This is a genomic window from Streptomyces sp. NPDC002536, from assembly GCF_053594995.1.
This window is the reverse complement of record NZ_JBSFWU010000039.1, coordinates 12,617-37,273: the sequence shown is the minus strand read 5'-3', so window position 1 is coordinate 37,273 and position 24,657 is coordinate 12,617. Positions and strand designations below refer to the sequence as shown.

Sequence of the window (24,657 nt, the reverse complement as noted above, 5' to 3'; positions counted from 1 at the left end):
GGAGGGACGGGGTGGACAACCGGGGTTCGGGCGGCGGGTACTTGGCCAAGGAGGCCGAGACGCTGACGACGTTCAAGGGGCGCATCGACGAGCTCTTGGCCAAGCTGGAGAAGTCGTCGGCGTCGCCGAAAGCGATCGGCGATCGCCGGATCTCCAGGGACGCCTATGGCAGGGGCTTCGACTCGGCGCACGATCTTGCTGGGCTCTACGACAAGGTCCATGGACGACTGCAGGAGCTGTCGAAGCTCTTCGGGGACCAGATCGAGGCGGTGGGCCTCGCGGCGCTGATCTCCGATCGCGGATACGACGGTGTCGATGCGGAACAGGCGGCGCGCATGCGGGCGATTCAGGAGAGCACGCAGAAGCAGTACCGGAGCCCGAAGAGCGGCGCAGCGCAGCAGCACACCGGCGATGCCGGCGGGGCCGACGGCTTCTAGGGGGATCGAAGAGATGAGTGCGGGGAAGTTCGACGGACTCAGCCACAACGAGCTCTACGCGATGGTGGCCGATGCCAGTCCGAGTCAGCTGACGGAGATGGGCTCGGCGCTGAGCGAAGCGTCCATGGAGCTCAACGCGATCAGCGACCTGCTGCGGCATCACGTGGAGCGGGTCAAGTGGCAGGGCGAGGGTGGCGACGCGTTCCGCGAGTGGGGCGGGGAGATGGTCAAGCAGGCCGCCAAGTTGGCCGACTACACCGTCTTCGCGGGCAGCTACATCGGCCAGGCCGGCGACGGCCTGTCCGAGGTGAAGTCGGCCATGCCGAAGCCGGATCCGGCTGCGGAGTGCTTGACCGATCCGGAGAAGGAGCAGGCGCGGCTGAAGGTGACGGAGTCGCATCGTCAGGAAGCGATCAACCTGATGAACAAGCTCGACTCCTACTACCGGGTGGCGCATGAGGGGCTGGCTGGGTTGGAGGAGCCGGAGTTCAGGCCGATTCATCTGGCCGAGATTGGTGTCGGTGAGTGGGAACGACCCTACGACGGACCGGAAGTTTTTGGGGGTAAGGGAATGGGAGGCAGCGGCGCTTACACTCCTCCGACCAGTGTTGCAGCTGACTCGACCAGGACTGCGCATGCCGCCGGGCCGCAACATCAGGGCAGCGCAGTGGGTGCGTCTGCAGGAGTGATGGGCGATGCAGTAGTTGGTGCGCACCCTCATTTTCCTTCGGGAGCGGACGGTGTCGCGGGAACGGCTATTGACTCGACCGGGATTGCTGCCCCGCCATCGAATGCAGGGATGAGGTCGGGTAACGCTGTGGCACCGGGCACCCTGAATCAGGCTGGTGGGACTGGGCCAGTAGGGCCCGTTACGCCGAGCGCGCCGCTTCTGGGCATGCCTTCTTCTGGAGCAAGCCGAACCGTAGCCGAACTGCCGGGTGGTTCCAATGCGGTCGGGAGTTCCAAAGGCGGTATCTCGGTACCGCGGTATGGCGGCATTCCCCGAACCGGTGCAAGTGACGGAATCATCGGCGGCACGCCGACACGGTCAGGCGGTGATGTCGGCGGCCAGCGGTTGCCACGTGGGACGGTTGTCGGAGAAGAACCCGGTGCGATGAACCGGGGCCCCGCGGGGGCGGGGGGACATGCCGGTGCGCCTGCTGGTGTCCCGAGCTCGGAACGATCCGGACCGAGCCGTAGGTTGGCCAGGGAGCCGGGCGGTGTTGTGGCTGGCCCGTACGGTAGCGGGCAGTTGCCGTCGACAGGGTCGAGACTGCCACGGGGAACCATTGTCGGGGCGGAGCACGACATCCGCGGTGGTGCCACAGACATGCCTCGTACATGGCGCGGAGATCGCGAGGACTTCACGCCGGGCGGTTCTGGGCTTGTGCGCGAGAATCCGACCCCGGGACCGCTGCACTCCGGTGCCGCAGGGGGCAGCGGTAGCCGTCGTCGCGCTGTCAGTAGGCCCGATTACCTTACAGAGGACGAGGAAACGTGGTCGGGCGGCCGGCGCGATACTGTCCCACCCGTCATCCAGTGACTCACTGCCCGGCTATTCCAAGGAGAAACCGACTCATGTCGCCCACGACCAGGACGGGCCGACAGCGTGCGGTTTTTGCGTTGTCTGCACCGAGCGTCGTACTCGTGTCGCTCGGCGTCCTGGCTCCCCAGGCGACAGCGGACGATATGCGCTCGCGGGAGTGGCACTTGGATGCCATGCAGGCGGATGACATGTGGAAAGTCAGTCGAGGAGAAGGTGTGACGGTCGCAGTTCTCGACTTCGGCGTTGACGCATCTGTTCCTGAGCTCAGGGGTCAGGTGTTGGACGGCATCGACCTGTCCAGCGGGCCAACTGGCGCTGATCGTGATGAAGATGGACACGGCACGAACATGGCGACCCTGATTTCCGGAACAGGAGCGGACGGTGGCGTACAGGGACTTGCGCCCGGGTCGAAGATCTTGCCGGTCAAGGTTGCTGGCAAAAGCAACCAGGTATTCACTGACTCTGACTCTAAGTGGGACAGGGCGATTCGCTACGCGGTGGATCACGGCGCTCGGGTGATCAGTATTTCAATGATCTCTCCTGGGCTCGTTGGCGATTCAACGAGGACGGAGGCGGCGGTCAAGTATGCCCTTGATAAGGGCAGCCTGATCTTTGCTGGTGCGGGAAACGACGGCGACAAGGGAAATGTTGAAAATTTCCCGGCATCGTTTCCTGGAGTGGTGTCAGTAAGTGCCGTCGACAAGGATCGTAAGGTCACAAAGTGGTCGAACAGTGCAAGCCATGTGACGCTTGCGGCTCCCGGCGAGAATATTCCGGAGCGTTGCACCAAGGCCTCTGGCTTCTGTGACTCCGGGGGAACGAGCCAGGCCACGGCCCTCGCCTCCGCCTCCGCAGCCCTGATCTGGTCCAAGCACCCTGACTGGACCAACAATCAGGTCCTGCGCGTCATGATGGACACGGCTGGCAAGCCGGCTACCGGAGGAGTGCCCAGCATCTACCTCGGTTACGGTATCGTCCGCCCCCGCAAGGTCCTGGTGGACGGCGAAGGCAACCCGGGCCCTGCGGACGTCAACCCGCTGCTGGCGGCCAGCCAGTCCGCATCGCAGAAGCCCTCTTCCTCCGGTGACGCGAAGCCGTCGGGTTCGGCCCATGACTCCGCGGCTGAGTCAAAGCAGGATGAAGGCGGTACGGCCTTTCCGTGGCCGGGCATCGCCATCGGCGCGGCAGTTGTCGCCGCGGTCGCAACCGGCATCGTGTTCCTGCGGCGGCGCGGACAGCGCTAGTCGCGACAGCACAGCCCACAACTTGGCCCGAATGTAATGGCCATATCAGTCAGGCAAGGGTGAGCCGAACAAATTCGGCTCGTACGTAACTCATGGGGGAAGGCGAAGCATGTCGAACATTCAGCAGATTTCAGACGAGTCGTTCAACAAGTTCGAGAACACGCTCAAGGAGGCCAGCGCCGCTCTCTCGGCCAACCTGAAGTCGCTGGTCGGTGTCATCGACACCGCCAAGGGGGCATGGCAAGGGCAGGCCGCCGATGCATTCGTCCAGGCACAGCACGCCCTGAACGAGGACCATGACGCACTGCGTCGCCTGCTCGACGGTATTCACGAGGCAGTGAGCCTGACTCGCAAGTCCGCCCACGCCAACGACGGCGACGTCATGGCAAGCATGCGGGCCATCGACGTGAATGGCGCTGCTCCGGGGGGCCACCTTGCCCCTCACAGCCACCAGACAGGGCTGAGCGCTGGCCTTGACAGCAAGCTCAACCTCTACTGAAGCGCCAAAGACAAGAATCAACCAAGCTATTTCACGAAGGTGGGGGACAGCATGTCCGACATCAAGGTTGTCTACGGTGGCATGGAGCACACCGTCGGCGGAATCTCGGCCGCTGCCAATGTGGTTCAGCAGCAGCTCGACACTCTCTGGAAGGCCGTCAGCGATGTGACGCACGGGTGGCAGGGTGAGGCCGCTGACATGATGCAGGCTGCCAAGAGTCAGTGGGACGCCCGTGCCCAGCACATCCAGCAGGTCCTCGAAGACGTCGCCAAGAAGGTTGACCACGGCAGCACGTCCTACCGCGAGACCGACCGTAAGGCTGCTGGGCTCTTCTGAGCAGCGGCACCGAGCAGGGGACAGTGGGCTGGAGTGTGCCACTCTCCCCTGCGTGTGCCGCGCTGGCACGGTGGGCTAACCACGGTGAGCCAACTCTTCATGCCGGTCAGGCCGGTGATCCTGCAGCAGGCACCGACTGCGGCGTTCAGACCAGCTGAACGCCCCCCCACCTGGCGCCCAGCCGCGGAGATCACGACTCGGCGCCCGCCGGATGGCTGCCCACGGTGCGGGCGACATGTCTGAGCAAGGCATGCAAGACCGCAGGACGCACTGCGAGAACGCCGGCCGGGCGGTCGCTCTCCCGAAGACGCACCGTTCTGTTGTGGTCAACAGCCAATTCAATGCAGTCGTCTTGGCCACTGCCACTGAACGATGACTTGCACCATATGAGGTCAGGCATGGGATCCTTCAGAGCTTCTGCAGGAGGTGCTGTACCAAACTCAGCGAGTCTTGAGGAGCATGAGACCCACGGCTGCTCCCCGAGTCAATCGGAGGAAGTGCCAGTTCGGCCAGATCAACAAAGATCCCTGCATATTTGGCTGCATGTTCCCGCTCTCGAAGGACAGCAGAGCTCACCGGCTGCTCCAGCCGTACTGTGTCCAACTCTGCTGTGGACCCGCCGTAGATGGCAAAAGATCGGCTGACCGCAGAGAGGGGTCCTGCGCAGAACGGGAAGATCTGCACGGTGACGTGGGGAAGCTCGGCTGCTTCAACAAGCCGGGCAAGCTGAGCATGCATGACCTTGGGGCTGCCCACCCGGGTGTGGAGGGCCCCTTCGTGAATCACGGCGTGATACGCAACCGGGGAATCGCCCCGTAGAACGCGCTGTCGCTCCATGCGGAACTCGACATAGCGATCGACAGGAGCGTCCTTGCCGTCGGCCGTTTCGCAAACAGCCCGCGCATAGTCGGGGGTCTGCAGCATGCCGGGGATGAGCAGCAGTTCATGAGCACGGATGCTGCCGGCGCGCGCTTCCAGTTCTGCCAGATCGAGGATCGGCAGCCCCATCACGTCACGGTAGGCATCCCACCAGCCCTTGCCGCGATCTTGCGCCATGATCATGAGCCCCTCGAAGAGAGGGCCTTCGGAACAGCCGTAGGCGCGAAGAAGTTTGTGCAGCCCGTTGCGCGGCACGTCGACTCGCCCTGACTCGATGTTGCTCACCCGCTGCCGGTCGGCATCGATGACCGCTGCGGCCTGGTCGCCGGAAAGACCGGCGCGAGTACGCAGCCGCCGCAGCTCGGCGCCCAGCCGCCGCTGCCGTTCGCTCGGTTGGCTCCTGGGTGGCATGCATCCCTCCTTGGTGGCGCCCACAGTCTCGCCCGCCCCACGACTCGTGGTCCACGCAGGCGTTCCCGTCCCACTCGTCCGAAGGAGGAACAGGGGAAGAGGTTGCAACTTACGCAACCACATCCCTAGCGTCGAAGACGAACCGCCCTACCCGGCCCATAAGCCGGAAGTGCACCGCGCCCGCTTGCCGTCCGGGCGCGGCACCGCCACCGCATCCACCGGGAGGGCAACGGTGAACCCGAGGAGCCACACTATGTGCCCCATCACCACCACACGCCTCACCCACCCCCGCCCCGACTTCTTCCTCGTCTTCCCACCGTCTGCCGCCTGGGTCCGCACCGCCCGGGAAGCCGTACGCACGGCCCTCACTGCCGCTCATCGCGACGACCTCATCGATCTCGCGCTGCTGCTCACGTCGGAGGTCGTGACGAATGCGGTCAACGCCTGCCGCCGCAGCGGCTGTTCGGCGCCCATCAGCCTTCACGCCGACTGGGCCCCCGGCGGGGCGCTCCACGTACTCGTCCACGACGGCGCCCCAGGTGTCCCGAGCCGACGACAACCCACTTCCGTCGAACCGGGTGGCAGAGGCCTGTTCCTCATCAGTGCTTGTGCTGAGGAGTGGGGTGTATGCCGACACGGACCTGGGCCCGGCAAGGCAGTCTGGTTCACGCTGGTGCGCTGACCGGAGGCCGCCTGGACCGGAGAGCCTGCTCCCTGGTCTCATATCCTCGCTTCCGTTGCTTCATCCGCGAGGCGAACTCCGTCCGTAACGAAGTGCCCGGCAAGCCAAGCAGCGGAAGAGGCCGACCGGCGAACAACAGTGACCGCGGCTGGGGTAGTACCAGTCGGCGGGATGAGTCAACCATCCCGGGGGCGCCACTGCATCGCACAGTCGCGGGATTCACCGACCGGTCACCACTTGCCCATGCGCATCACTCCGCGCCAGGTCCATCCCGCGCCGAGGACCGCGTCCCGCAGAGGGTTCTTCATATCCCGCGTGTCGTAGCGGAACGTCTCGACCTTGTGTCGACGGCCGTCGGGTCCGCGCTCGTAACCTCCCCTCCAAGAAACCTCGAGTACCTGCCCACGGCTGTACTCGCGCGACTCGGCCCATACGCCTGGGTTCCCCGCCCACGTCACCGTCCACTGCTCGTCGACGGATAGCACTTCGCGCTTCAAGGGGACGAACCGCATTCGGATCTTGAGCTTCCGCTCCACATGCTTAGGGGAGGAGGAAGAGCCGTAGGCGGGCTCCCAGACCTGCCACTCGGCCACCAGGTCGGCCTTGTCCGCGGAGTGGGCGTGACGCACGACGAACGGTACGTCCGGGCCGTTGATCGCGAGGAGTGCATCCCGCAGCTCCATGGCGGGAAGTGGTGTGACGCCACTGTCGGGGTACTTGGTGCCGGTCATCTTGTCCCGGATGCCGTCCATCTTCTTTCGAAGGCTACCCATCGCTAAGCCCCCGCCCCGGTGTTCGGGCGCACCGTGCGTACGAAGTCTTGGAAATCACCCAGGACGCTCTCATGCTGGGCTGTGGTGGCGGTCAGAGCCAGGCGGATCACTGCGCGCTTGTGCGGCTCCTCGGTGTCCGGCATGGACAGGTACACCTGGGATTGCACGAGGTCGTGGCGGGCGGCGCCGACGACGGCCGAGAAGGTCACATGCTGGGCCAGGGCAGGTACGTCGGCGGAGCCGGCTTCACGGCGGTCGGCCACCACCACCAACTCGGCGATCGTGCGCAGGCGCTCCACCGATTCGTCGGCGAGCTCGGCCAACGTCGCTTCGTCCGGCCGGTATTCGCCGTCGACGGTGATGTTGGCGGTGAACCCGCCGTCGGGCTGTGCGTACACCGCGGCGAAGGCGACGCCTGTGGCGTCGAACCCCTCCGGACGGGCCGGGAGCCAGCCCTCCCGCAGGCGGAATTCGATCGGCACCGGCAATTTCATGGCCACCCCGGGCCGTCCTTCCGTGGAGAAGTGCATCAGAACCAACTGGTGACGGTGTGCTTGACGGAGCGGGCGGCGTCACCGACTGCCTCGGCCACATCGTCGGCGGCCTTGACCAGCTTGTGTGGGTCGACGGTGATCTCGAGTCCCACTCCCGCGCCCTCTCCAGGGGAGGCGCCCGCCTTGCCGCCGAGCTTCCACACCCCGGTCTCCTCGTCTTTCTTGAGTCCCCACCAGGCCTCCTCGCCAGGGCCCTCCCATTCCTCGGCTGTGGCGCCGATGCCGATCCCGGCAGCCTCCAAACCCCCGGTTACGCTGGTCTTTTTCCCGGCGAATACCTTCGCGCCGACGGTGAACTCCTCTTTGGTGGCCTTGGCGTTGAGCACGCCTTCGGCACCCTCGAACCCTTCGGCCCGCCCGTAATATCCGACCTGCCCGTACTCGGCCCGGCCCTCGGCCATTGCCCGTTGCCCCACGGACCCCTCAGCCTTGGCGGCGGCGCCTTTTTCGTTGAAACCGTAGTTCGCGGAGGCCCTGGCTCCCCCGTAGACGTCGGCGGACCCCGAGAGCTTCAACGGCCCGTTGGAGGCGGATCCTTGCGCGGTGATGTGGAAGAGGTCGGCGTACGCCTTGACCGAGCCCTCCTTGCCGGACTTGGGGCCGTCGGAGACGGAAAGTCCGACAGCCGGACCGGTCACCGTAACCTTGCCCTCGGTCTTCCACCCGTCAGTCTTCGTGGCGACCACATCCGGCGCTCCGGCCTTCTTCAAGTCGCCCTCGGCATGGGCGTTGAACCCGCTGAAGGCGCCGACGCCCGCCGAGGCGTCGGTCGCGGCGCGGCCCAACGCCCGCTTGACGCCCTGGTCGACTTCGTCCACGGCATGCACCGCCCTGGCGATGGTGTCGGTCCACTCCTGCTCCGCCTGCCGGGCCCGGGCCACGAGCGTCGGGTAGTCCGGGTCGTGTTGGAGGGCGTACTGATCCTGCGCGGAGAGCTTCTCAAAACCGACGTAGGTGGCCTTCCCCGAGCTGTCGACCTTGAAGTCCTGCACCTCGGCCTCGGCAACCAGATCCTTCACGGCCTTCTGCAGCCCGGTCAGCTCGGTGTGCGCCTGCCTGATGAGGCCGGCAACGGCCAGTGCCTCCTTCTGCGCCGCCGCGTATTCGGAAGCCGTAGCAGCAGAGCTGTCCTGATGCGCGGCGAAGGCCTGCCCCTGCCACTTCCCGTTGGCCAGGGCGCGTTGCACGTTCTTTTCGTAGTCGCCCTTCAGCTCGCCGAAGCGCTTGCCCATCTTCTGCCAGGCCTCGGACACGTCCAAGAGCGGCGAGAGATCGGTGGTCATCACGTCCTGGTAGCGCAGTGCCACGGTCGAACCCCTGGTCAGTACCGGTCGAGACGGCTGCGGAAAGGTTCCTGTCCGACGCCCGTCGAGTTGAATTGCGCGCCGATAGCGGTGTCCTGGCCCAGGAAGAGGGCGTTCGTGCTGCGCAGCGCGTCCAGCTCCCGATGCAGCCGGTCCATCAGGCGGTTGGCCTGCCCTTGCCACAGGGACATCGCTTCCGACAGGCCCTCGGCCGTCGCCCACGCGGACAGCCCGTGCAACCCGGTGTCCGGCTTCAACAGACTCGACTGCAGAGGGTCCGAACCGGCCAGGGGCGGCTGCACCTTGCTGCCGCCTTCCCCCATGCGGCCGGCGGCCTGGGTGTCCGGCAGCAGGTGCTGCTGCATGAACGTTACGGCGTGCTCCTTGTCGCTCGCGGAGCTCGCCAACGACCCCTGACCACCGCCCACGTCACCGGCATTCGCCTGGCCGAGCTGCAGCCGCTGTTCCGCAGAGCCCCCGGAGCTCATGTGTAAATCCCCCGTCGCGCTTGCGCCCCTACCTGCTCAGCACCGAGCGGGCGCACCACAGGATCCTGGCGTGTACCTTACAGACCTCGCCCAGTGGTTCCTGTCCGCCGGCGCTTTCTCGCCGCGTACCGTGGCTTCCAGCGCATTCGCCCTGGTTCTGTGGGGCCGGGCGTTCCGGCTCGCTCCGCAATCCCCCACGTCAGCATCACGGCCGCAGCGAACCTCCATGGAGCCGTGGTACGAGACGAAGAAGACGGCGTCGAAGGAGGCGTCCAGTCCCTGCATCATGTAGAGGGGCTTGTGCCGTCCGGACAGGCAACGGGCCCGGCCCGCAAGGGTATCGGGGCGTAGGTTGGTCATCTTCGCGTGCGAGTCGGCGCAGGCCAGGCGATCCTCTACTTGTGCGGGCTTGTGGTCGACCTCGATACGGTCACACTCGACACGTCTCACGGATCTGTGTTCATCGATTCTGCGATGTAGCTCGCCAATTACCAACGGCTCCTCGACAAGATGGAGGACAGTGCTCTCGACGAGCATGATTCGCGCAAGCTCATCCATGAAATCGCTCAGCAGATCTGAGAGGTTCACCATGTCCGAGATCCAGTGGCTAGAGCCGCTCTGTGGGAACAGCGGGAACGCTTGCATACAGATCGGCCATATGGTTGACGGTATCCCCATACTCCGCGAAACCGCCCGTCCCCGTGACTTGCTCATTACTACGCGAGACGGTCTGCGTAACTTCATCGAAGCCGCCAAGCGCGGTGAACTTGACCACCTCGTTCAGTTGTCGGTCTGAAAGGGTTCGACAGGCTGCCTATCGAGTCACGTCGCGCGATAGTCTCGCTGTTCAGGCAGTAAGGTCGGCGAAATCATGAGGGGGCAGGAGTGGCAGGCGAAGTGCAGAGCGAAGCGATGGCTCCGGGGTCGATGGGTGCTACGCGCGAAAGCCGTGAGAGGCGCACGCATCAGATTCTGATCTGGCTGCTCGTTGTACTGGCGGCAGGGGCAGTACTCGCCTTGCTGATGCCCGTCAATTTTGAGAAGACGTACGGAGTCTCCGACAAGCAGACCTGGAAGTTGGAGTGTGGTTCAGTTGTCTTCCCTCGTGAGAAGGTCGGAGCCGCGACCTATAACTTTGACTGTGCCGTGGCCCGTACCCAGCGGTTGGGTTACGCAGGGCTCTCCTTGGCAGGAGCCGTTGTTGTTACGGCGATCTGCCTTGCCAAGCAGGTATCGCGTCGAAAAGGTTCGGCAGAGCATGTAGTCGGAGGCGTCCAGGTGCCCGCAAGCGGTGCTGCGGAATCTGTGACCTCGGCGTAGGGTATGGCGAGGTCAAGTGCATGCATATCGCGGAGCGCACGCAAAAGCGCACGGCACCGGGCTGACGGCTCCAGGGCTGCTCGGCGGCGGATACGTGAGTCGGCGCTCTTGGCGAGCACCGCCAAGGACGCGATGGTGCAGCCGCCTCTATGGGGCGATGCCGGCACATCCCATCTTCTTGCCGACTGCGCTGACGAACGACTGGAGCAGAGACATGGAATCGCCGGAATCATCCGACTCGTTGGCCGTTGCGTGGTACCCGGGGCCGATTCTCACTGCAAAGTACGTGTCTTTGCCGCCGCATGAGGCAACAAGGCCCCCTGAGCCAGTGAAGCCACGTGCGTGCCAGCCGTTTGGAACGGGCCTCTGCGTACGGTCCAGCGATTTGCTTATCTCTGAGACCAGGTGCTGATCCCGCACTACGGCGAAGCTGGCGTACGGAGAACGGTCTTGGCTGAGCAACAAATCGCAGGCCCATATGGGACTTGGCATTTTCTGGGCTCGTTCCTGAATGTTCCCGGGCGTCAAGGTGCTGAAGTGGTTGATGGCGAAGCCCCGGATGCCGCATGCATTGAAAAAGTCCGTGTCGGTCGTCGTGGCTGGAGTCTGCAGCTGGGCCGGTGCGCCCAACGTTTCAGTAGCGCAGCCTGCCTGTCGGGCTACTCGGTTCGCGGCTTCTACGAGGAGTCGGGCGAGCCCGAGACGCTTCATCTTGCCGCCGGTAGTGCTGCCTTCGACAACGTACACGTGATGGTTCTTTGCGTCTGAGCTCTCCTTCGGTTGGCATGAGCCCGGCAGCAAGACCCAGCCGGATTCATCCGAAACGGCGCCTGTTGCACCAGTGGAGAAGAATGACATCTTCGCGGGGAAGGGCCATGCTCCGGACGTGAATTGGAAATCAGGAGACTCCGGGGAGCCACCGACTTGTAGATACCTGGTGTCGCTTCCGGGCATCAGTTTGGAGGTCAGCTTGACCTGACACAGGAACTTCGTGTCGTTTCCTCTTGGAGGGCTGCCCAAAGGTGAGTCGTGCAGGCGCCCTGGATGGTTGAAGGCGTCCTCGGTCAGTGCTCCGGGCAATAGTCCATGACACATCTGCCCGGAGCCGAGCAGGTTGGTGTTCCATGTCAGGTTGAGGCAGCCTGTGATGAGAGTGAGGGCGGCGCCCCAAAAGCACAGCTTCTTCCAAGCAGGGAGTGTGCGGAGGCTGCTCATCAGACGGGCGGCCTCAGAGCGCTGAAGCCTGCTTCGCGGCCCGCCGTGTATCCGTGCTCGGCTTCGTCTCTCATCCTGCTCACTGCAGTGGCGTTCCTGTCCATTCCTCGGCCGTCTGCCCACATGTCGATGAGCTCGTAGGTGCCGTCGATTCCGGACGCGTAGTTGGCGCTGTTGTCTGCCCGGGCAAGGTTGTTGGCCTCGGTTATGGCGTCCTTCGACCATTCGTAGGTCAGTCCATCGACGAGCCTCTGAGCTTCGTCCCCGACCACGGGGATCTTGTTGGCGAGTGCCCCCATCCCGTGGTAGCCGTAGCGGGTCATGTCGTTGACCCAGGTGACTTTGTTGTCGCGTTTGTCGGCAATCACGTCGGCACCGATCATGTTGTAGACGCCGCGCACTTTTCCCACTTCTGTTGCCCGGTGGTTCCAGTCGCCGATCTCGTTGCTCGTATCCCCGTGGTGAATTCCTTGGGAGAGGATGTCCGCCGAATATGAATTCTCGGACCTGTAAAGCATGGCGTACGTCTCGTCATCATCAGACACACCCCTCAGCACGCGAGTCACGCTGGCCAGGCTATTGGCTATGTGTGAATCTTTGCCGGCCCCTCGGACGTGCTGCGACCCTTGAGTTCCGTTCTGCCCGTGCAGGATGTCATGGGTGTCTGCGACGTAGTCATTGAGGGCTCGTCCCAGAGGCTTCCGCAGATTGGCGGGTAACGAGTCGCCTTGGTGCCCGGCGTCCAGCGTGCCGATGGTTTGCTGCATTACACGGGCCTGTTCCTCGGTGTGGGGGCCAGGTCTCCCCATCGCGCTGTTCGGTTCGCGTCCGGTCGCGGCGGCCTCAATGGCTGATCCCAAGCCGGCTCGGTTGCTCGGATCATCCTGGGTGAGGTGAGTGCCGGAGACATCAAGAGTGATCGTCGGCCAGCTGCGATCGTGGAGCAGATACTGAAGGCGGCTGTTCTTGCCGCCAATCCCGGGGTCAAGGAACGAGGTAGCTGCATCGGGGTCCTTGCTCATAACGCCCAGCAGGTGGTCGAGTGGGTCGTTGCCGATACCGGGGTGACTCTGCCAGCGCGGGTCACTCTCGGCACCGGGGCGGTTCCGCCACTGGTTCCAGATCCCGTGTTCCTTCTTCTCGGTCCCGATGATGTCGTCGCCGAGGTCGTTGAGGAACTGCTTGCCGTAGTGGTTGTGATGCTCCAACAGGCTTACGAACGACTGGTAGCCGTACAACGGATACCGGGTGCTGCCGAAGTTTTTCGAGCCGGCCTTGCGCAGCCCGTCCCGCCACTTGTCGTAGAACGAGGAACTCGCATTCGCGGTGGCGGTGGAGACGGTGCCGGCCAGGCCGGCTTCCATGTTCTCGTAGACCTGGTGACGGGCCTTGTCGTTGGAGAGCGCCAAACCGTTCAGTTTGTTCGTCAGCTCGATCGTGCCGTCTGGCCCGATGTTGTCCAGAAAGGTCTGGCTGGACTTCGTGTCCTGCGCAACGTCGCGGAAGAGCCACTGTGCCTCGGCCAGTTCATCTGCATCCAGGTGCTTGCCGGAGTTGAGCCGCTTGGCCAGGCGGGTGGCCTCCGCAACCTCCACCTTTCTGAGGTCGCCCTCCGCCCCCGCATTGAAGCCCTTGCCGCCGGTTCCGTCGAAGAAGTCCGCGTCCCGGACAGCCGCCGTCAGCGCGAGTTTGACGCCGTGATCCGCGTCGTCGAAGGCCTGGACGAGCCCTGATATCTGCTGGGCCCAGGACGATTCCGCCGCGGCGATCTTGGCGATCTGGGTCTGGTAGTCGGGGTCGTGCCGGGCCGTGGGGTCGTCCCGCAGCGTGTACCTGACGCGCCCATCGCCGCCGACCTTCATGTTCTGCTTCTCGGCCTCGGCAACCGCCGACTTCAGCTTGCCTCGAAGATTCGTGAACTGGGCGTGCGCGTCCCGCAGCAGAGAGGCGACTGCACGTGCCTCTTTCACCGCCGCGGAGTACTGATCGTGGGTCTGCTGCATGTTCGGTCTGGCGAACTGGTTCGCCACGCCGGTCCAGGAGCCGTCGTCGCCGATGCTCTTCACCTGACTGTCGTACGCCTGCTGGACCTTTTCGAAGTCCTTTGCCGCCGCATCCCACTTCTCTGCCGCCGTGGTCAGCAGGGAGAGGTCCGCAGTCATGGCCTCGTGATATGTGAGCATGGCTTGCTCTGTCTCCCCCTCAGTACTTCGACAGGCGTGACTGCTGCAGCGGGCTTACCGCCGAGAACTGGCCGCCGATCTGGCCGTCCATCCCTGTGAACAGGCGGTTCGTCCCGGCCAGTGCTGCCTTTTCCGCCGAGAGCCGGGCCTGTAACGCCTTCACCGACGAACGCCAACCGTTCAACGCCGCTGTGAGACCGGCCCCGGTCGCCCACTCCTTCAAGCCCTTGGCCGCGGCCTCCGCTGCCTCGTCCACGAGCCTGCCCGCAGTCTGCGAGTCCGGTTCGATGTGCTGCTCCAGGGCAGCCACCGCGGACCGTTTCTTCTCAGCTGAGGACTTGAGGTCTGGTGCGCCTCCACCACTGGTGCCGCCCGGTACCGAAGCGCCGTTCAACCGTGTTCGTGCCTCCGCCTGCGAACGGAGCTCAGCCCACTCATCCTCGAACGCCACGGATCTCCCCCCCATGCCCCGGAATGCCCTCAAGTTGCCTCTGGGGCAGGGCACTCGTGCGTTCGAAGCTAACAGGACGGTGTTCCCTGCGCAGCACTCTTGTTGATCTTTTGTCGCGCTTCACGGGAGTGACGGGTGTTCCGTTCCCGGGTCGGGAGCAGGAGGAGCGTCGGGCGCGCCCGACGGGGCGGTCCAGTTCGGTTGCGTGTCTTCCGGCGGCGGACTCCACGTAGGGGAAGGCGGCGGTGCGAAGGGGCCAGCTTGATTCTTCATGAGAATCAGCATCACCACCACGACGATCACGCTGATGACGGTCAGAGCAAGGCCGATCGGGCTCTCGAGGTTGTACTCGTAGCGGCCGGTGTAGTTGTTGCGCTTGAAGACCGGCTCGTCGTCACGATTCACGGGCCGGATCGTATGCCGAACGTTCTCGCTCGGACCCCCGTCAGGTCCGAGCGGAATACGGTCTTGGAAGACGTGTCGGTACCGCCCTGGACGGTTGCCCCCGTCCTCACTCCGCAATCCCCCGCGTCAGCATCACGACCGCAACGAACCTCCGGTACAGCCGGATCGGGTCCTCGTCCGTCATCCGGACCGTCACGGCATCCTCGCGCACGACGCCCGCGATCCACGTCGCCATCTCGGCGAGGTCCGGGTTGCGGAACCGTACGGTCAGTGTGGCCGGCAGGGTGATGCGCGGGGGTGCGGACCGGGACACGTCCAGGACCGCCTCCCGTGCCGCCTCGTGGATCAGTTCGCGGGCCGCAGTCGGGTGGAGGCTGTCGGCGGCGAAGCGGGATACCGACGACTTGACCACGGCGCTGCGGATGCCCGGGCAGAAGGGCTCGATCTCGGCGGCCGTCGTGTCGTCACCGGTGATCAGCACCACCGGCACGCCGTGGCCCAGGGCCACCAGCGCGTTGATGCCGCTCTCCCCGGCGGTCACGCCGTTGAGCCGGACCTCGCTGATCGCCAGGGGGTTGTACGTGTGCGAGAGCGTGGCCGGCGCGCCCGTCATGGAGCCGTGGTACGAGACGAAGAAGACGGCGTCGAAGGAGGCGTCCAGTCCCTGCATCATGTAGAGGGGCTTGTGCCGTCCGGACAGGTAACGGGCCCTGCCCGTAAGGGCGTCGGGGCGTAGGTTGGCCATCTTCGAGTGTGCGTCGTTGACCAGGAATTCCGTCGCACCGGCTGCCATCGCCCCCTCGATCGCGGCGTTGACCTCCTGCTGCAGCAGGTTCCGGTAGTACGCGTAGTCGCCCGTGGCCTCCGCGGGCCGGCACTGCGACCAGTCGACGACGCCTGCGGTGCCCTCCATGTCGGAGGAGAGGAAGATTTTCACCCTCACACCAGTGCCCCGGCCGGGGGACTCCTACCGGCCGTCTCCCTGTCGCCGCTGCGCCGTCACCGTCTGCGCCATCCCCGGCAAGAAGTCCGTGAACAGTTCGTGCACCTCGTGCACGAGCGGCCGCAGCACCCTGAACCGGGCCAGCGAGACGCCCCGCGTCGTCAGGCGGGCGCCGCGGTCGGCGAGGCGGCGGCTGCGTTCGCGGGCGGGGGAGCGGTCGAAGACCCAGTAGAGGACCAGGCCCATCTGGGAGAGCCACATCAATTCCGGGAGGACGTCCGCGAGTTCGTCCGGGACCTTCGCCTTCGAGCCCGCCAGGACCTCGCGGTGGACCGCGATGGCCGCTTCCCGTGCGTGTTCCGACTCGGCGGAGAAGGGGCTGAGCGGGCTCTCCGGGTCCGCGGCGTTCTTGAAGAACTGGGCCGCGAACTCGTGGTACGGCTCCGCGATGTCCAGCCACGCCTGGAGCACTCCGGCCAGGCGGGCGTGCAGATCGGTCTCGCGGTCCAGGACGGCGCGGGCCGCCGTCTGGTGTTCGGCGGCGATCCGGTCGTAGAAGCCCTGGATCAGGTGCTCCTTGCCCGCGAAGTAGTAGTACGCGTTCCCGACGGAGACCCCGGCCTCCTTGGCGATGACCCGCATCGTGGTCTTGTCGTAGCCCCGCTCCTGGAAGAGCCGCATCGCGGTCTCCAGGATCAGGGTGCGGGTCTGCTCGCTCTTCTCGGTCTTCGGCTCGGTCCTCGGTGCGGTCTTCCGCTCGGGTTTCGGCTCGGGCTCGGCCGGACGGGGCTCGTTCTCTGGTGGCACGGTGCAGAGCCTAATCCGCACTCATTCCGGGGCCGCACAACCGGTGGCCGCGCACCGCTGCGCCGCGCGGTACTTGGCCGCGGCCAGCACCGCACCCCGCGCCAGGCGGAGCCCGGACGGGGAGCTGAGCCGGTGCGCGAGCGGTCGGTGTTCGGCGAGTGCCCAGAGGCAGGTGACCCAGGCCGCGGCTCCCCGGTAGACCTGGCCGCCGTCGCCGACGACGGTGATCTCCTCGGAGGCGGCCGCGTGGTCCAGGCCGGGGAAGCGGCGCCGGGCCTCCTCCGACCCCACCGGCACCAGGTCGAGCGGCACCAGCTGCGGTTGCCGGGCGAGCCAGTTGCGCAGGTGGGTGCAGAGCGGGCACTGCGCGTCGTACAGCACGGTGAGCCGGCGGACCGGGACGCTCAGCGCGTCCCGGCCTGCAGCAACAGCGGCGGCCGTCGTCGTCATCGGACTCAGTGCCCGGTCGGCGCGGCCCACGGACCCTGCGGGGCGGCGGGGCCCGTCCAGCCCTGCGGCGGGACCGGCGGGATCTGCTCCCGCTCCATCATGCCGCGGCGGCGGAACTTGTTGAGCGCGAAGACGTTGCCCAGGTGCATCACGCCCAGGACGAGCAGGACGACGCCGAGCTTCTGCGACAGCGCCTCGAACACCCCGCGGGCGTCGGCGATCCTGTCGTCGTCCTGCAGGTACAGCGCGATGAACCCGAGGTTCACGAGGTAGAAGCCCACCACCAGGAGGTGGTTGACGGCCTCCGCGAGCTTCTCGTTGCCGTGCAGCACATCGGCGAGGAAGACCTGCCCGTTGCGGCTGAGTGTGCGTGCGACCCAGACCGTGAGTCCGACGCTGACCAGCAGATAGATGACGTACGCGACGACTGTGAGGTCCATGTCTTGTCCCCACCCTTTCTTGAACACGTTCAAAACTGCGTCGGTCAGGACTGTAGACCTGTTTTTGAACGCGTTCAACTTGGCGGTGTCGGATGTGACCCGAGGGTCAGGAGTCCAATTTCGATCCTGGTCAAAACGCTTGGTGCGCCATTGGGGTGCGCGGGACATTGGGGCTGCCCGAGGACGCCCCACTCGTCACGGGCAGACCACGGATCAGGCGCGAATCAGGCGCGGATCAGGCACCAGACCAGGTACCAGACCAGGCACGAACCAGGCACGATCCCAAGGGGGAACCACCATGCGCAGGACGCTGAAGACCGCCGCGGCACTCGCACTCGCCGTCGGCGCGTTCACCACGGTCGGCGCGACCGCCGCCTCGGCCCGGCCCGCGGACTCCAGTCACGGATGTCCCTCCGGCGACGTGTGCTTCTACCCGGGCGCCGGGTGGAACAACGACCAGCCGACCAGCACGTACTACAAGTACGGGACCTACAACCTCAGCAACATGTACGGGACCTACCGCATCTACAACAACCAGACCGGCGGCGCGACCATGCGCACCTGCACGGGCTACAACGGCGCCGGCTGCCAGGGCTACCTGCCCGCCGGGTGGTACATCGACAAGGACATGACGCCGATCAACTCCATCACCCTGGAGCCGTAGCCGGGTCATCGGCCGGGGTGGCCATCGGGTCATCCGCCGAGGTATTCGCCGAGTCATCCGCCGGGTCGTCCACGATGCAGCGGACACGTACGCGCGGGCCGGTCCTCCTGTCGGGGAGGGCCGGCCCGCGGCTCATACGCCGGTCGTGCCGTCGATGCGCTCGCGGATCAGGTCCGCGTGACCGTTGTGCCGCGCGTACTCCTCGATCATGTGCACCATGATCCAGCGCAGCGAGACGTCCCGGAAGCCGATCTGCGCGGCGTCCTGCTCGGAGAGCTGGCCGGAGTCGTCCAGCGAGGCACCGGACGCCGTCGCCCGGCTCGCGTCGGTCTCGGCGCGCCAGGCGGCCAGCGCCTCGTCCATGCCGTGGTCCGCGGCCGCGTCCGGGTCCGGCGCGAACCCGTAGGCCTGCGCCTCGCCGTACGCCAGTGCAACATCGCGACCGGCGAACACCTTCTGGAACCACTGCCGTTCGACGTCCGTCATGTGCCGGACGAGGCCGAGCAGGGTCAGCCGGGACGGCTCGGCTGAGGCGCGGCGCGTCTGCGCGTCGTCGAGCCCCGTGCACTTCAGCGCGAGCGTGGCGCGGTGGAACTCCAACCAGCTCTCCAGCATGGCGCGTTCACCGGCCTGCGGGGGCGGGATCGTGCGTCCGTCCGGCGTCTTGGTCATGGCACTCACCCTGGCATGCTCCACCCGCCATGGACAGGGTGCGACCACCATGGACAGGGTGCGACCGCCCGGTGCCGGGTGCATCAGGTCTCTGCCGGGCCGTGCGCCGACGCACGCTCAGCAGCGGGTGGAGACGTGGAATCCGGCCATGTCCGGGCCCGTTCCGGACCAGGACCGCCCGTAGCGGGCGGCCACGGCGTCCAGCGGGTGCGTCCCGACGTGCCAGCCGTGCCGGCCCAGCCAGTCGCCGAGCCCGGTGCCGAGACCGCCCTTCCAGAGCGAGGTGAGGTGGGCGATGCTCGGATCGCCGGCGCCCGCCGCCGAGACGTCGCGCCCGCGTTCGTGCGCGAGCCGGCTGCCGGGCGCGGCGAGCCCGCCCAGGGTGTCCAGCAGTCCGGCGGCCTGCTCCCCGGTGAGGTAGACGAACAGCCCCTCGACCAGCCAGGCCGCCGGCGCCTCCCGGTCGAAGCCCGCCGCGGCCAGCCGGGCGCCCCAGTCCCCGCCGGTCAGGTCGACGTCCAGCGCGGTCCGTTCGCAGCGCGGTCCGGCGCCCTGCCCGTCCAGGACGCGCTCCTTGAACTCCAGCACCGGCGGCAGGTCCAGCTCGTACAGCCGCACCCCGTCGGGCCAGGGCAGACGGTAGGCGCGGGTGTCCAACCCGGCGGCCGGCAGCACCACTTGGCGGATGCCGTCGGCGGCGGCCCCGAGCAGGTAGTCGTCGTAGAAACGGGTACGGATCACCGTGTAGTGGGCGAGCGACAGGGCGTACGGGCCGGGCTGCCGACCGGGGGTGTATCCGGCGGCGGTGACGAAAGCCCTCGCGTACGGATCCGTGAAGAGCCCGCCGGGACGCTCGCTCTCCAGCGCGCGCACGTGGGCGACGGTCAGGGCCGTCCTGCTGACGGGGCTCAACGGGCCGGGAGTTGTCATGAGGACCGAGGATACGAGCCGGCGGCCGGAGCCCGTCAGGCGCCGTTCAGCAGCGCGGGCAGTTTGCGCATGTCGTCGAAGACGACCGTGCCGGGTCCTTCGAGCCACTGCGCGGGGATCAGCCCGCCCGCGTACCCGAAGGAGCGCATGCCCGCGGAACGGGCCGCCTGGACGCCGTACTTGCTGTCCTCGACCACGACACACGCCTCGGGCGCCACGCCCATCGCGGCTGCCGCGTGCAGGAACAGGTCGGGTGCGGGCTTGCCGTGCGCGACCTCGGTCGCGCTGAAGATACGGCCCTCGAAGCGGCCGTACAGTCCGGTGATGCCGAGGGTGTGGCGCATCTTCTCGTGCGTGCCGCTGGAGGCGACGCACGTGGGGAGGCCCGCCGCCTCGATCGCGTCGAGGGCCTCGGCGATCCCCTCGACCGCGGCCAGCCCGGCGTCCATCGCCTCGTGGTGCAGCCCCCGGAACCGCTCCTCCCAGAGGCCGGCCTTCTCCTCGCCTATGTGCGCGGCGATCTCCGCGCGGATGGAGGCGGCCGAGCGGCCCATGAACCGCTCGACGACCTCCTCCTCGCTGAGCGGCCAGCCGAGCTCCGCCCCCAGGCGGACGTTGACGCGCGCGGCGATGGGCTCGCTGTCGACGAGCACGCCGTCGCAGTCGAAGATGACGAGTTCCACAGGATCGATCATGCGGGCCACCGTACGTCAGGCGACGAACCAGACACGTTCGATCTTCTCCGACCCCACGTCGTACATCGCGACCGCGGTCCGCGCCTCGCCGCGAACAGCTCGCGGTAGCGCTCCCGGAAGGCCGGTCCGGAGCGGTCGGGGCTTCGCCCCGTAAGGGGCGCGGGGAACTGCGCGACCAGCCACAGACGGCTCGCAGCCGACGCACCACCCCAAGGGTCCGGGGCGAAGCCCCGAGAACCTCGACTGCAGGTGCGTCGTGGCTGGTCGCGCAGTTCCCCGCGCCCCTTACGGGGCCCTACTCCTCCGGCACCCACCCCACCTGCACCAGCGGTGTCCCCCGCTTGCGGGACACGAAGAAGCCCCGCCCCGGCGGCATCGGCCGCGGCCGGACGCCGCCGAGGATGTCGCCCTCGCCGGGGTCGCCCGACAACACCACGCCCTGCGCGCCCAGTTCCTTGATGCGCTGCATGAACGACTCGAACATCGAGCGCGACGCACCCGCCGAGCTCCGCGCGACGATGAAGCGGATGCCGACGTCCCGGGCGAACGGCAGGTTCTCCGTCAGGACCGCCAGCGGGTTGTTGCCGCCGGCCGCCACCAGTTCGTAGTCGTCGACGAAGACGAAGAACTGCGGGCCCTTCCACCAGCTGCGCTCCCGCAACTGCTGCGGCGTGATGCCCGGCTGCGGGGCACGCCGCTCCATCAGGCCCTTCAGCGCGTTCGCGTGGACCGTCAGCGACGAGGCGATCGGCGCGTACTCCAGCAGGTGCGACGGCGGGACGACGTCCAGCAGCGTGCGCCGGTAGTCGCCGACGACGATCTTCGCCTCGTCGGGGCCGTACCGCTCCGTGATCTGCTTCGCCAGCAGCCGCAGCAGGGCCGTCTTGCCGGACTCGCTCTCGCCGAGGACCAGGAAGAAGGGGTCGGTCTCGAAGTCCACGAAGACCGGTTCGAGCCGGGTCTCGTCGATGCCGATGGCCACGCCGCGCTGCGGGAATTCGGAGCCCTTGGGCAGTTCGGCCGCGTCGAGCCGGCGGGGCAGCAGCCGCACGTGCGGGGCGTGCGGGCCGGACCAGGCGTCGCGCACCGCGCCGGCCAGCGCCGCCGTGGCCTCCGTCGTGTCGCCCGGGTCGTCGCTCCCGTCGATGCGCGGCTGCGCACCCATGAAGTGCAGCTTCTCGGGCAGTTGGCCGCGGCCGGGCACCCCGGCGGGGACGTTCGCGGCGACCTTGCGGTCGAACTCGGAGTCCATGGTGTCGCCGAGCCGCAGCTCCAGCCGGCCCAGCAGCTGGTCCTTGAGCGCCGGGCGGACCTCCATGTTGCGCGAGGCGGTGATGACGACGTGCACGCCGTAGCCCAGGCCGCGGCCCGCGATGTCCGTGACGACGCCCTCCAGCATGTCGTACTCCTGCTTGAAGGCGCCCCAGCCGTCGACGAGCAGGAAGACGTCGCCCCAGCCCTGCTCGGCGAACTCGCCCAGCGCCCGGCGCCGCCGGTACGAGGCGATCGAGTCGACGCCCCGGTCGCGGAAGAACTCCTCGCGCCGCGCCAGGATCCCCGCCACCTCCGCCACCGTGCGGCGCACCCGCTCCGGGTCCAGCCGCGAGGCCACCCCGCCGACGTGCGGCAGGCCGGCGACGGCACTCATCCCGCCGCCGCCGAAGTCGAGCCCGTAGAACTGCACTTCGGCCGGGGTGTGCGTCAGCGCGAACGAACTCACCAGCGTGCGCAGCAGCGTCGACTTGCCGGACTGCGGGCCGCCGACGACGAGCATGTGGCCCGCCGCGCCCGAGAAGTCCCGGTAGAGCACGTCCCGGCGCTGCTCGAAGGGCTTGTCGATGAGGCCCAGGGGCACCACGAGGCGCCCGAGGCGCGGGTATTCGGCGGCGGTCAGGCCACGGCCCGGCACCACCGACAGCGGCGGGAGCAGCTGGTCCAGGGACGGCGCCTTGTCCAGCGGCGGCAGCCACACCTGGTGGGCCGGCGGGCCCTGGCCCTCGATCCGGCGCACGACGACGTCGAGGACGGTGTCGGCGAAGGCCTCGTCCTCCCCGCGCTCCGGGGCCGCACGCAGGGCGGCCGGATCCGGGGCGGCATACGTGACCGGGACCGGCTCCGCCGTGAACAGCACCGGGCGCCGCTCGACCGGCAGCCGCCCGCCGTCGCCCGCCGCGGCCGCCGTGGCCGAGCGGTAGGTGCCGGAGACGTACGCGGCCTTGAAGCGCGTCATCTCGTCCGTGCCGAACTTCAGGTAGCCCGAGCCCGGCACGGAGGGCAGGTGGTACGCGTCCGGCACGCCCAGCGCCGTCCGCGACTCCGCCGCGGAGAAGGTCCGCAGACCGATGCGGTACGAGAGGTACGTCTCCAGACCGCGCAGCCGGCCCTCCTCCAGGCGCTGCGAGGCCAGCAGCAGATGCACGCCCAGCGAGCGGCCGATACGACCGATCTGGATGAACATGTCGATGAAGTCCGGCTTCGCCGTCAACAGCTCGCTGAATTCGTCGATCACCAGGACGAGTGAGGCCAGCGGCTCCAGCGGGGCACCGGCCGCGCGCGCCTTCTCGTAGTCGTGGAGGTTCGCGTAGTTGCCCGCCGACCTCAGCAGCTCCTGGCGGCGCTGCAGTTCGCCGGTGATGGAGTCGCGCATGCGGTCGACGAGCGTCAGGTCGTCGGCGAGGTTGGTGATGACGGCGGCGACGTGCGGCAACGTGGACATGCCCGCGAAGGTCGCACCGCCCTTGAAGTCCGCGAGGACGAAGTTGAGCGTCTCCGAGGTGTGCGTGACGGCCAGGCCCAGCACCAGGGTGCGCAGCAGCTCCGACTTGCCGGAGCCGGTCGCGCCGACGCACAGGCCGTGCGGGCCCATGCCGTCCTGCGCCGCCTCCTTGATGTCGAGCATCACGGGCGCACCGTCCTCGCCCACCCCGATCGGCACGCGCAGCCGCTCGGCCGCCGAGCGGGGCCGCCAGGTGCGCGACACCTCGATCGAACCCGCGTCGCCCAGGCCCAGCAGATCGGTGAAGTCCAGGTTGGCGAGCAGCGGTTCATCGCCGTCGCCCCCGCCCGTGCGCAGCGGTGCCAACTGCCGCGCGAGCGCCTCCGCGGCCTCGGGGGAGAGCGTGTCCGGCACGCCGTCGTACGCGGCCACCTGCGAGAGCAGCTGCAGCGCACCCGGCCGGACGACCACGGACAGTCCGCCGCGCGGCTCGTCCAGTCCGCCCTGCACCAGCTCCACGATCGTCACGCCCTGCAGCCCCTCGGGAGCCGCGAACACCGAACCCGGCGGCACCATCGCGCCGTCCAGCACCACCACGACGTGCGGCTGGTCGAGCACCGGCTGCCCGTCCCGGCTGAACCGCGAACGGCCCTCCAGCCGCGGCATCAGCAGCTCTTCGAGCTCGCTCAGGTCGTCACCGATCAGCCGCCGCGGGCCCGTGCCGTCCACGGCGCCCGGAACCTGCACGTGCGGCAGCCACTTGGCCCACTCCCAGTGCGCCATCGCCCCGCGCGCCGGGACCACCGCCACGACCAGGTCCTCCGGCGAGTGCAGCGTCACCAGCTGCGCGACGAGCGCCCGCGCCGTGCCCTGCACCGTCTCCGGTTCGCCCGAGAGCGTCACGTGGTAGAAGGCGCGCAGCGACAGGGCGACCGGCATGCCGTCCAACGACGCGTGCGTCGCCAGGAACTGCTGCATCGCACCGGCCGTCAGCGGCTCCAGCTCGTCCACCGGCGCGGTCTCCGGAGCCACCAGGGGAGTGGCCAGCTGCTGCGCGCCCAGCCCGACGCGCACCTGCGCGAAGTCGTCGTCGGTCGCCCGCCGCTCCCACAGCCGGCTCCCCTCGGCGACCACGGACCACAACTGGTCGGGGGAGGGGTGCAGATAGAACTGCGCATCGCGCTGCGCCCGGGCCGTCCGGTGCACGGTGCGCCGCGTCTGCGCGAGGTACTTGAGGTAGTCGCGGCGCATGTCCGCCAGCCGCCCCTGCGAGCCCTGACGGTGCCTGACGAGCATCGCGACGGTCATGCCGATCGTCGAGAACATCATCATGACGCCCATGATCTTCATCATGGGCGCGGCGCCGGGCATGAAGAAGTACACCATCGACGAGGCCATGCCCAGCGTGGGCAACAGCTGCATCAGCATGCCCTCTTGCGGCCCGCGCGGCAGTTCGGGCGGCGGTTCCAGGCGGAGTTCCTCGCTGGGCACCTCCGGCGGGTAGGCCCGCGGCTGGCGCTTGACGACGACCTGGCTCACCGGATGCCTCAACCCCTCCGCGCGGTGGGGCAACAGTGCCGCGCGGACGCCCCTGTGGCGTCGGCCTCCCCCCG

At 67.3% G+C, this 24,657-nt stretch carries 27 protein-coding genes; 9 read left to right on the top strand and 18 right to left on the bottom strand.

The genetic code is table 11. The features are described 5' to 3' along the window. Window positions 1-11 precede the first annotated feature (11 nt). From ACWD4B_RS16760 to ACWD4B_RS16740, 5 genes are all read left to right on the top strand, one after another. On the top strand, window positions 12-437 hold the full coding sequence (locus ACWD4B_RS16760) for a hypothetical protein (RefSeq protein ID WP_451421428.1): 426 nt from the start codon (window positions 12-14) through the stop codon (window positions 435-437). 13 nt (window positions 438-450) lie between these two features. After that, complete coding sequence (locus ACWD4B_RS16755; RefSeq protein WP_451421427.1) at window positions 451-1,980, top strand: WXG100 family type VII secretion target; 1,530 nt, start codon at window positions 451-453, stop codon at window positions 1,978-1,980. A 35-nt stretch (window positions 1,981-2,015) separates the two neighbouring features. After that, complete coding sequence (locus ACWD4B_RS16750; protein ID WP_451421426.1) at window positions 2,016-3,227, top strand: S8 family serine peptidase; 1,212 nt, start codon at window positions 2,016-2,018, stop codon at window positions 3,225-3,227. A 109-nt stretch (window positions 3,228-3,336) separates the two neighbouring features. Beyond that, complete coding sequence (locus ACWD4B_RS16745; protein ID WP_451421425.1) at window positions 3,337-3,726, top strand: WXG100 family type VII secretion target; 390 nt, start codon at window positions 3,337-3,339, stop codon at window positions 3,724-3,726. Window positions 3,727-3,777: 51 nt separating this feature from the next. Beyond that, the gene (locus ACWD4B_RS16740; RefSeq protein WP_451421424.1) at window positions 3,778-4,062 is read left to right on the top strand and encodes a WXG100 family type VII secretion target; all 285 of its coding nucleotides are present in this window, start codon (window positions 3,778-3,780) and stop codon (window positions 4,060-4,062) included. A gap of 190 nt (window positions 4,063-4,252) precedes the next feature. Here the strand turns inward: ACWD4B_RS16740 and ACWD4B_RS16735 are convergent, their stop codons facing one another. Both ACWD4B_RS16735 and ACWD4B_RS16730 read right to left on the bottom strand, forming a co-directional pair. After that, entirely contained in the window at window positions 4,253-4,462 is a 210-nt protein-coding gene (locus ACWD4B_RS16735; RefSeq protein WP_451421423.1) for a DUF397 domain-containing protein, read from the bottom strand. 8 nt (window positions 4,463-4,470) lie between these two features. Then, the gene (locus ACWD4B_RS16730; RefSeq protein WP_451421422.1) at window positions 4,471-5,352 is read right to left on the bottom strand and encodes a helix-turn-helix domain-containing protein; all 882 of its coding nucleotides are present in this window, start codon (window positions 5,350-5,352) and stop codon (window positions 4,471-4,473) included. On the opposite strand from ACWD4B_RS16730, the gene ACWD4B_RS16725 reads away from it, so the two are divergent. Next, window positions 5,246-6,034, top strand: coding sequence for an ATP-binding protein (locus tag ACWD4B_RS16725; protein ID WP_451421421.1), 789 nt, complete (start codon window positions 5,246-5,248; stop codon window positions 6,032-6,034). The genes ACWD4B_RS16730 and ACWD4B_RS16725 overlap by 107 nt on opposite strands. A gap of 230 nt (window positions 6,035-6,264) precedes the next feature. Here ACWD4B_RS16725 and ACWD4B_RS16720 read toward each other — a convergent pair whose 3' ends face one another. From ACWD4B_RS16720 to ACWD4B_RS16700, 5 genes are read right to left on the bottom strand one after another with little or no spacing between them, the layout of a single operon-like run. Then, window positions 6,265-6,786 (bottom strand): hypothetical protein, encoded by a 522-nt coding sequence (locus tag ACWD4B_RS16720; RefSeq protein ID WP_451421420.1) that lies wholly within the window; start codon window positions 6,784-6,786, stop codon window positions 6,265-6,267. A gap of 23 nt (window positions 6,787-6,809) precedes the next feature. Then, window positions 6,810-7,337 (bottom strand): hypothetical protein, encoded by a 528-nt coding sequence (locus ACWD4B_RS16715; RefSeq protein WP_451421419.1) that lies wholly within the window; start codon window positions 7,335-7,337, stop codon window positions 6,810-6,812. Further along, complete coding sequence (locus ACWD4B_RS16710) at window positions 7,337-8,644, bottom strand: hypothetical protein (RefSeq protein ID WP_451421418.1); 1,308 nt, start codon at window positions 8,642-8,644, stop codon at window positions 7,337-7,339. The genes ACWD4B_RS16715 and ACWD4B_RS16710 overlap by 1 nt, the downstream gene beginning before the upstream one ends. Window positions 8,645-8,682: 38 nt before the next feature. Then, window positions 8,683-9,153 (bottom strand): hypothetical protein, encoded by a 471-nt coding sequence (locus ACWD4B_RS16705; protein WP_451421417.1) that lies wholly within the window; start codon window positions 9,151-9,153, stop codon window positions 8,683-8,685. A 36-nt stretch (window positions 9,154-9,189) separates the two neighbouring features. Continuing rightward, on the bottom strand, window positions 9,190-9,744 hold the full coding sequence (locus ACWD4B_RS16700; RefSeq protein WP_451421416.1) for a M55 family metallopeptidase: 555 nt from the start codon (window positions 9,742-9,744) through the stop codon (window positions 9,190-9,192). A gap of 294 nt (window positions 9,745-10,038) precedes the next feature. Between ACWD4B_RS16700 and ACWD4B_RS16695 the strand changes: the two genes are divergently transcribed. Beyond that, a complete protein-coding gene (locus tag ACWD4B_RS16695; protein WP_451421415.1) occupies window positions 10,039-10,473 on the top strand; it encodes a hypothetical protein in 435 nt (144 codons plus the stop codon). 450 nt (window positions 10,474-10,923) lie between these two features. Next, window positions 10,924-11,241 carry a hypothetical protein gene (locus tag ACWD4B_RS16690; protein WP_451421414.1) on the top strand — a complete coding sequence of 106 codons (318 nt, stop codon included), beginning with the start codon at window positions 10,924-10,926 and terminating at the stop codon, window positions 11,239-11,241. 446 nt (window positions 11,242-11,687) lie between these two features. On the opposite strand, the gene ACWD4B_RS16685 is transcribed toward ACWD4B_RS16690, so the two are convergent. The 7 genes from ACWD4B_RS16685 to ACWD4B_RS16655 form a co-directional block, all read right to left on the bottom strand. Next, entirely contained in the window at window positions 11,688-13,850 is a 2,163-nt protein-coding gene (locus ACWD4B_RS16685; RefSeq protein ID WP_451421413.1) for a hypothetical protein, read from the bottom strand. 40 nt (window positions 13,851-13,890) lie between these two features. Continuing rightward, complete coding sequence (locus ACWD4B_RS16680) at window positions 13,891-14,322, bottom strand: hypothetical protein (protein ID WP_451421412.1); 432 nt, start codon at window positions 14,320-14,322, stop codon at window positions 13,891-13,893. Between the two features lie 120 nt (window positions 14,323-14,442). Continuing rightward, window positions 14,443-14,727 carry a hypothetical protein gene (locus ACWD4B_RS16675; RefSeq protein WP_451421411.1) on the bottom strand — a complete coding sequence of 95 codons (285 nt, stop codon included), beginning with the start codon at window positions 14,725-14,727 and terminating at the stop codon, window positions 14,443-14,445. A 106-nt stretch (window positions 14,728-14,833) separates the two neighbouring features. Continuing rightward, on the bottom strand, window positions 14,834-15,664 hold the full coding sequence (locus ACWD4B_RS16670) for a M55 family metallopeptidase (RefSeq protein ID WP_451421410.1): 831 nt from the start codon (window positions 15,662-15,664) through the stop codon (window positions 14,834-14,836). A gap of 30 nt (window positions 15,665-15,694) precedes the next feature. Continuing rightward, window positions 15,695-16,351 (bottom strand): TetR family transcriptional regulator, encoded by a 657-nt coding sequence (locus ACWD4B_RS16665; protein WP_451421441.1) that lies wholly within the window; start codon window positions 16,349-16,351, stop codon window positions 15,695-15,697. Between the two features lie 147 nt (window positions 16,352-16,498). Then, window positions 16,499-16,927: a thiol-disulfide oxidoreductase DCC family protein gene (locus ACWD4B_RS16660; RefSeq protein ID WP_451421409.1), complete on the bottom strand. Its 429-nt coding sequence runs from the start codon at window positions 16,925-16,927 to the stop codon at window positions 16,499-16,501. A 5-nt stretch (window positions 16,928-16,932) separates the two neighbouring features. Beyond that, entirely contained in the window at window positions 16,933-17,367 is a 435-nt protein-coding gene (locus tag ACWD4B_RS16655) for a hypothetical protein (RefSeq protein WP_451421408.1), read from the bottom strand. Between the two features lie 298 nt (window positions 17,368-17,665). Between ACWD4B_RS16655 and ACWD4B_RS16650 the strand changes: the two genes are divergently transcribed. Further along, window positions 17,666-18,031, top strand: a complete 366-nt coding sequence (locus tag ACWD4B_RS16650; RefSeq protein ID WP_451421407.1) for a hypothetical protein — start codon at window positions 17,666-17,668, stop codon at window positions 18,029-18,031. Between the two features lie 132 nt (window positions 18,032-18,163). On the opposite strand, the gene ACWD4B_RS16645 is transcribed toward ACWD4B_RS16650, so the two are convergent. From ACWD4B_RS16645 to eccCa, 4 genes are all read right to left on the bottom strand, one after another. Continuing rightward, on the bottom strand, window positions 18,164-18,703 hold the full coding sequence (locus ACWD4B_RS16645; protein WP_451421406.1) for a DinB family protein: 540 nt from the start codon (window positions 18,701-18,703) through the stop codon (window positions 18,164-18,166). A 117-nt stretch (window positions 18,704-18,820) separates the two neighbouring features. Then, window positions 18,821-19,633: an SAM-dependent methyltransferase gene (locus tag ACWD4B_RS16640; protein ID WP_451421405.1), complete on the bottom strand. Its 813-nt coding sequence runs from the start codon at window positions 19,631-19,633 to the stop codon at window positions 18,821-18,823. Between the two features lie 35 nt (window positions 19,634-19,668). Next, on the bottom strand, window positions 19,669-20,328 hold the full coding sequence (locus ACWD4B_RS16635; RefSeq protein ID WP_451421404.1) for an HAD family hydrolase: 660 nt from the start codon (window positions 20,326-20,328) through the stop codon (window positions 19,669-19,671). Window positions 20,329-20,623: 295 nt separating this feature from the next. Beyond that, on the bottom strand, window positions 20,624-24,583 hold the full coding sequence (eccCa, locus tag ACWD4B_RS16630; protein ID WP_451421403.1) for a type VII secretion protein EccCa: 3,960 nt from the start codon (window positions 24,581-24,583) through the stop codon (window positions 20,624-20,626). Between the last annotated feature and the right edge of the window lie 74 nt (window positions 24,584-24,657).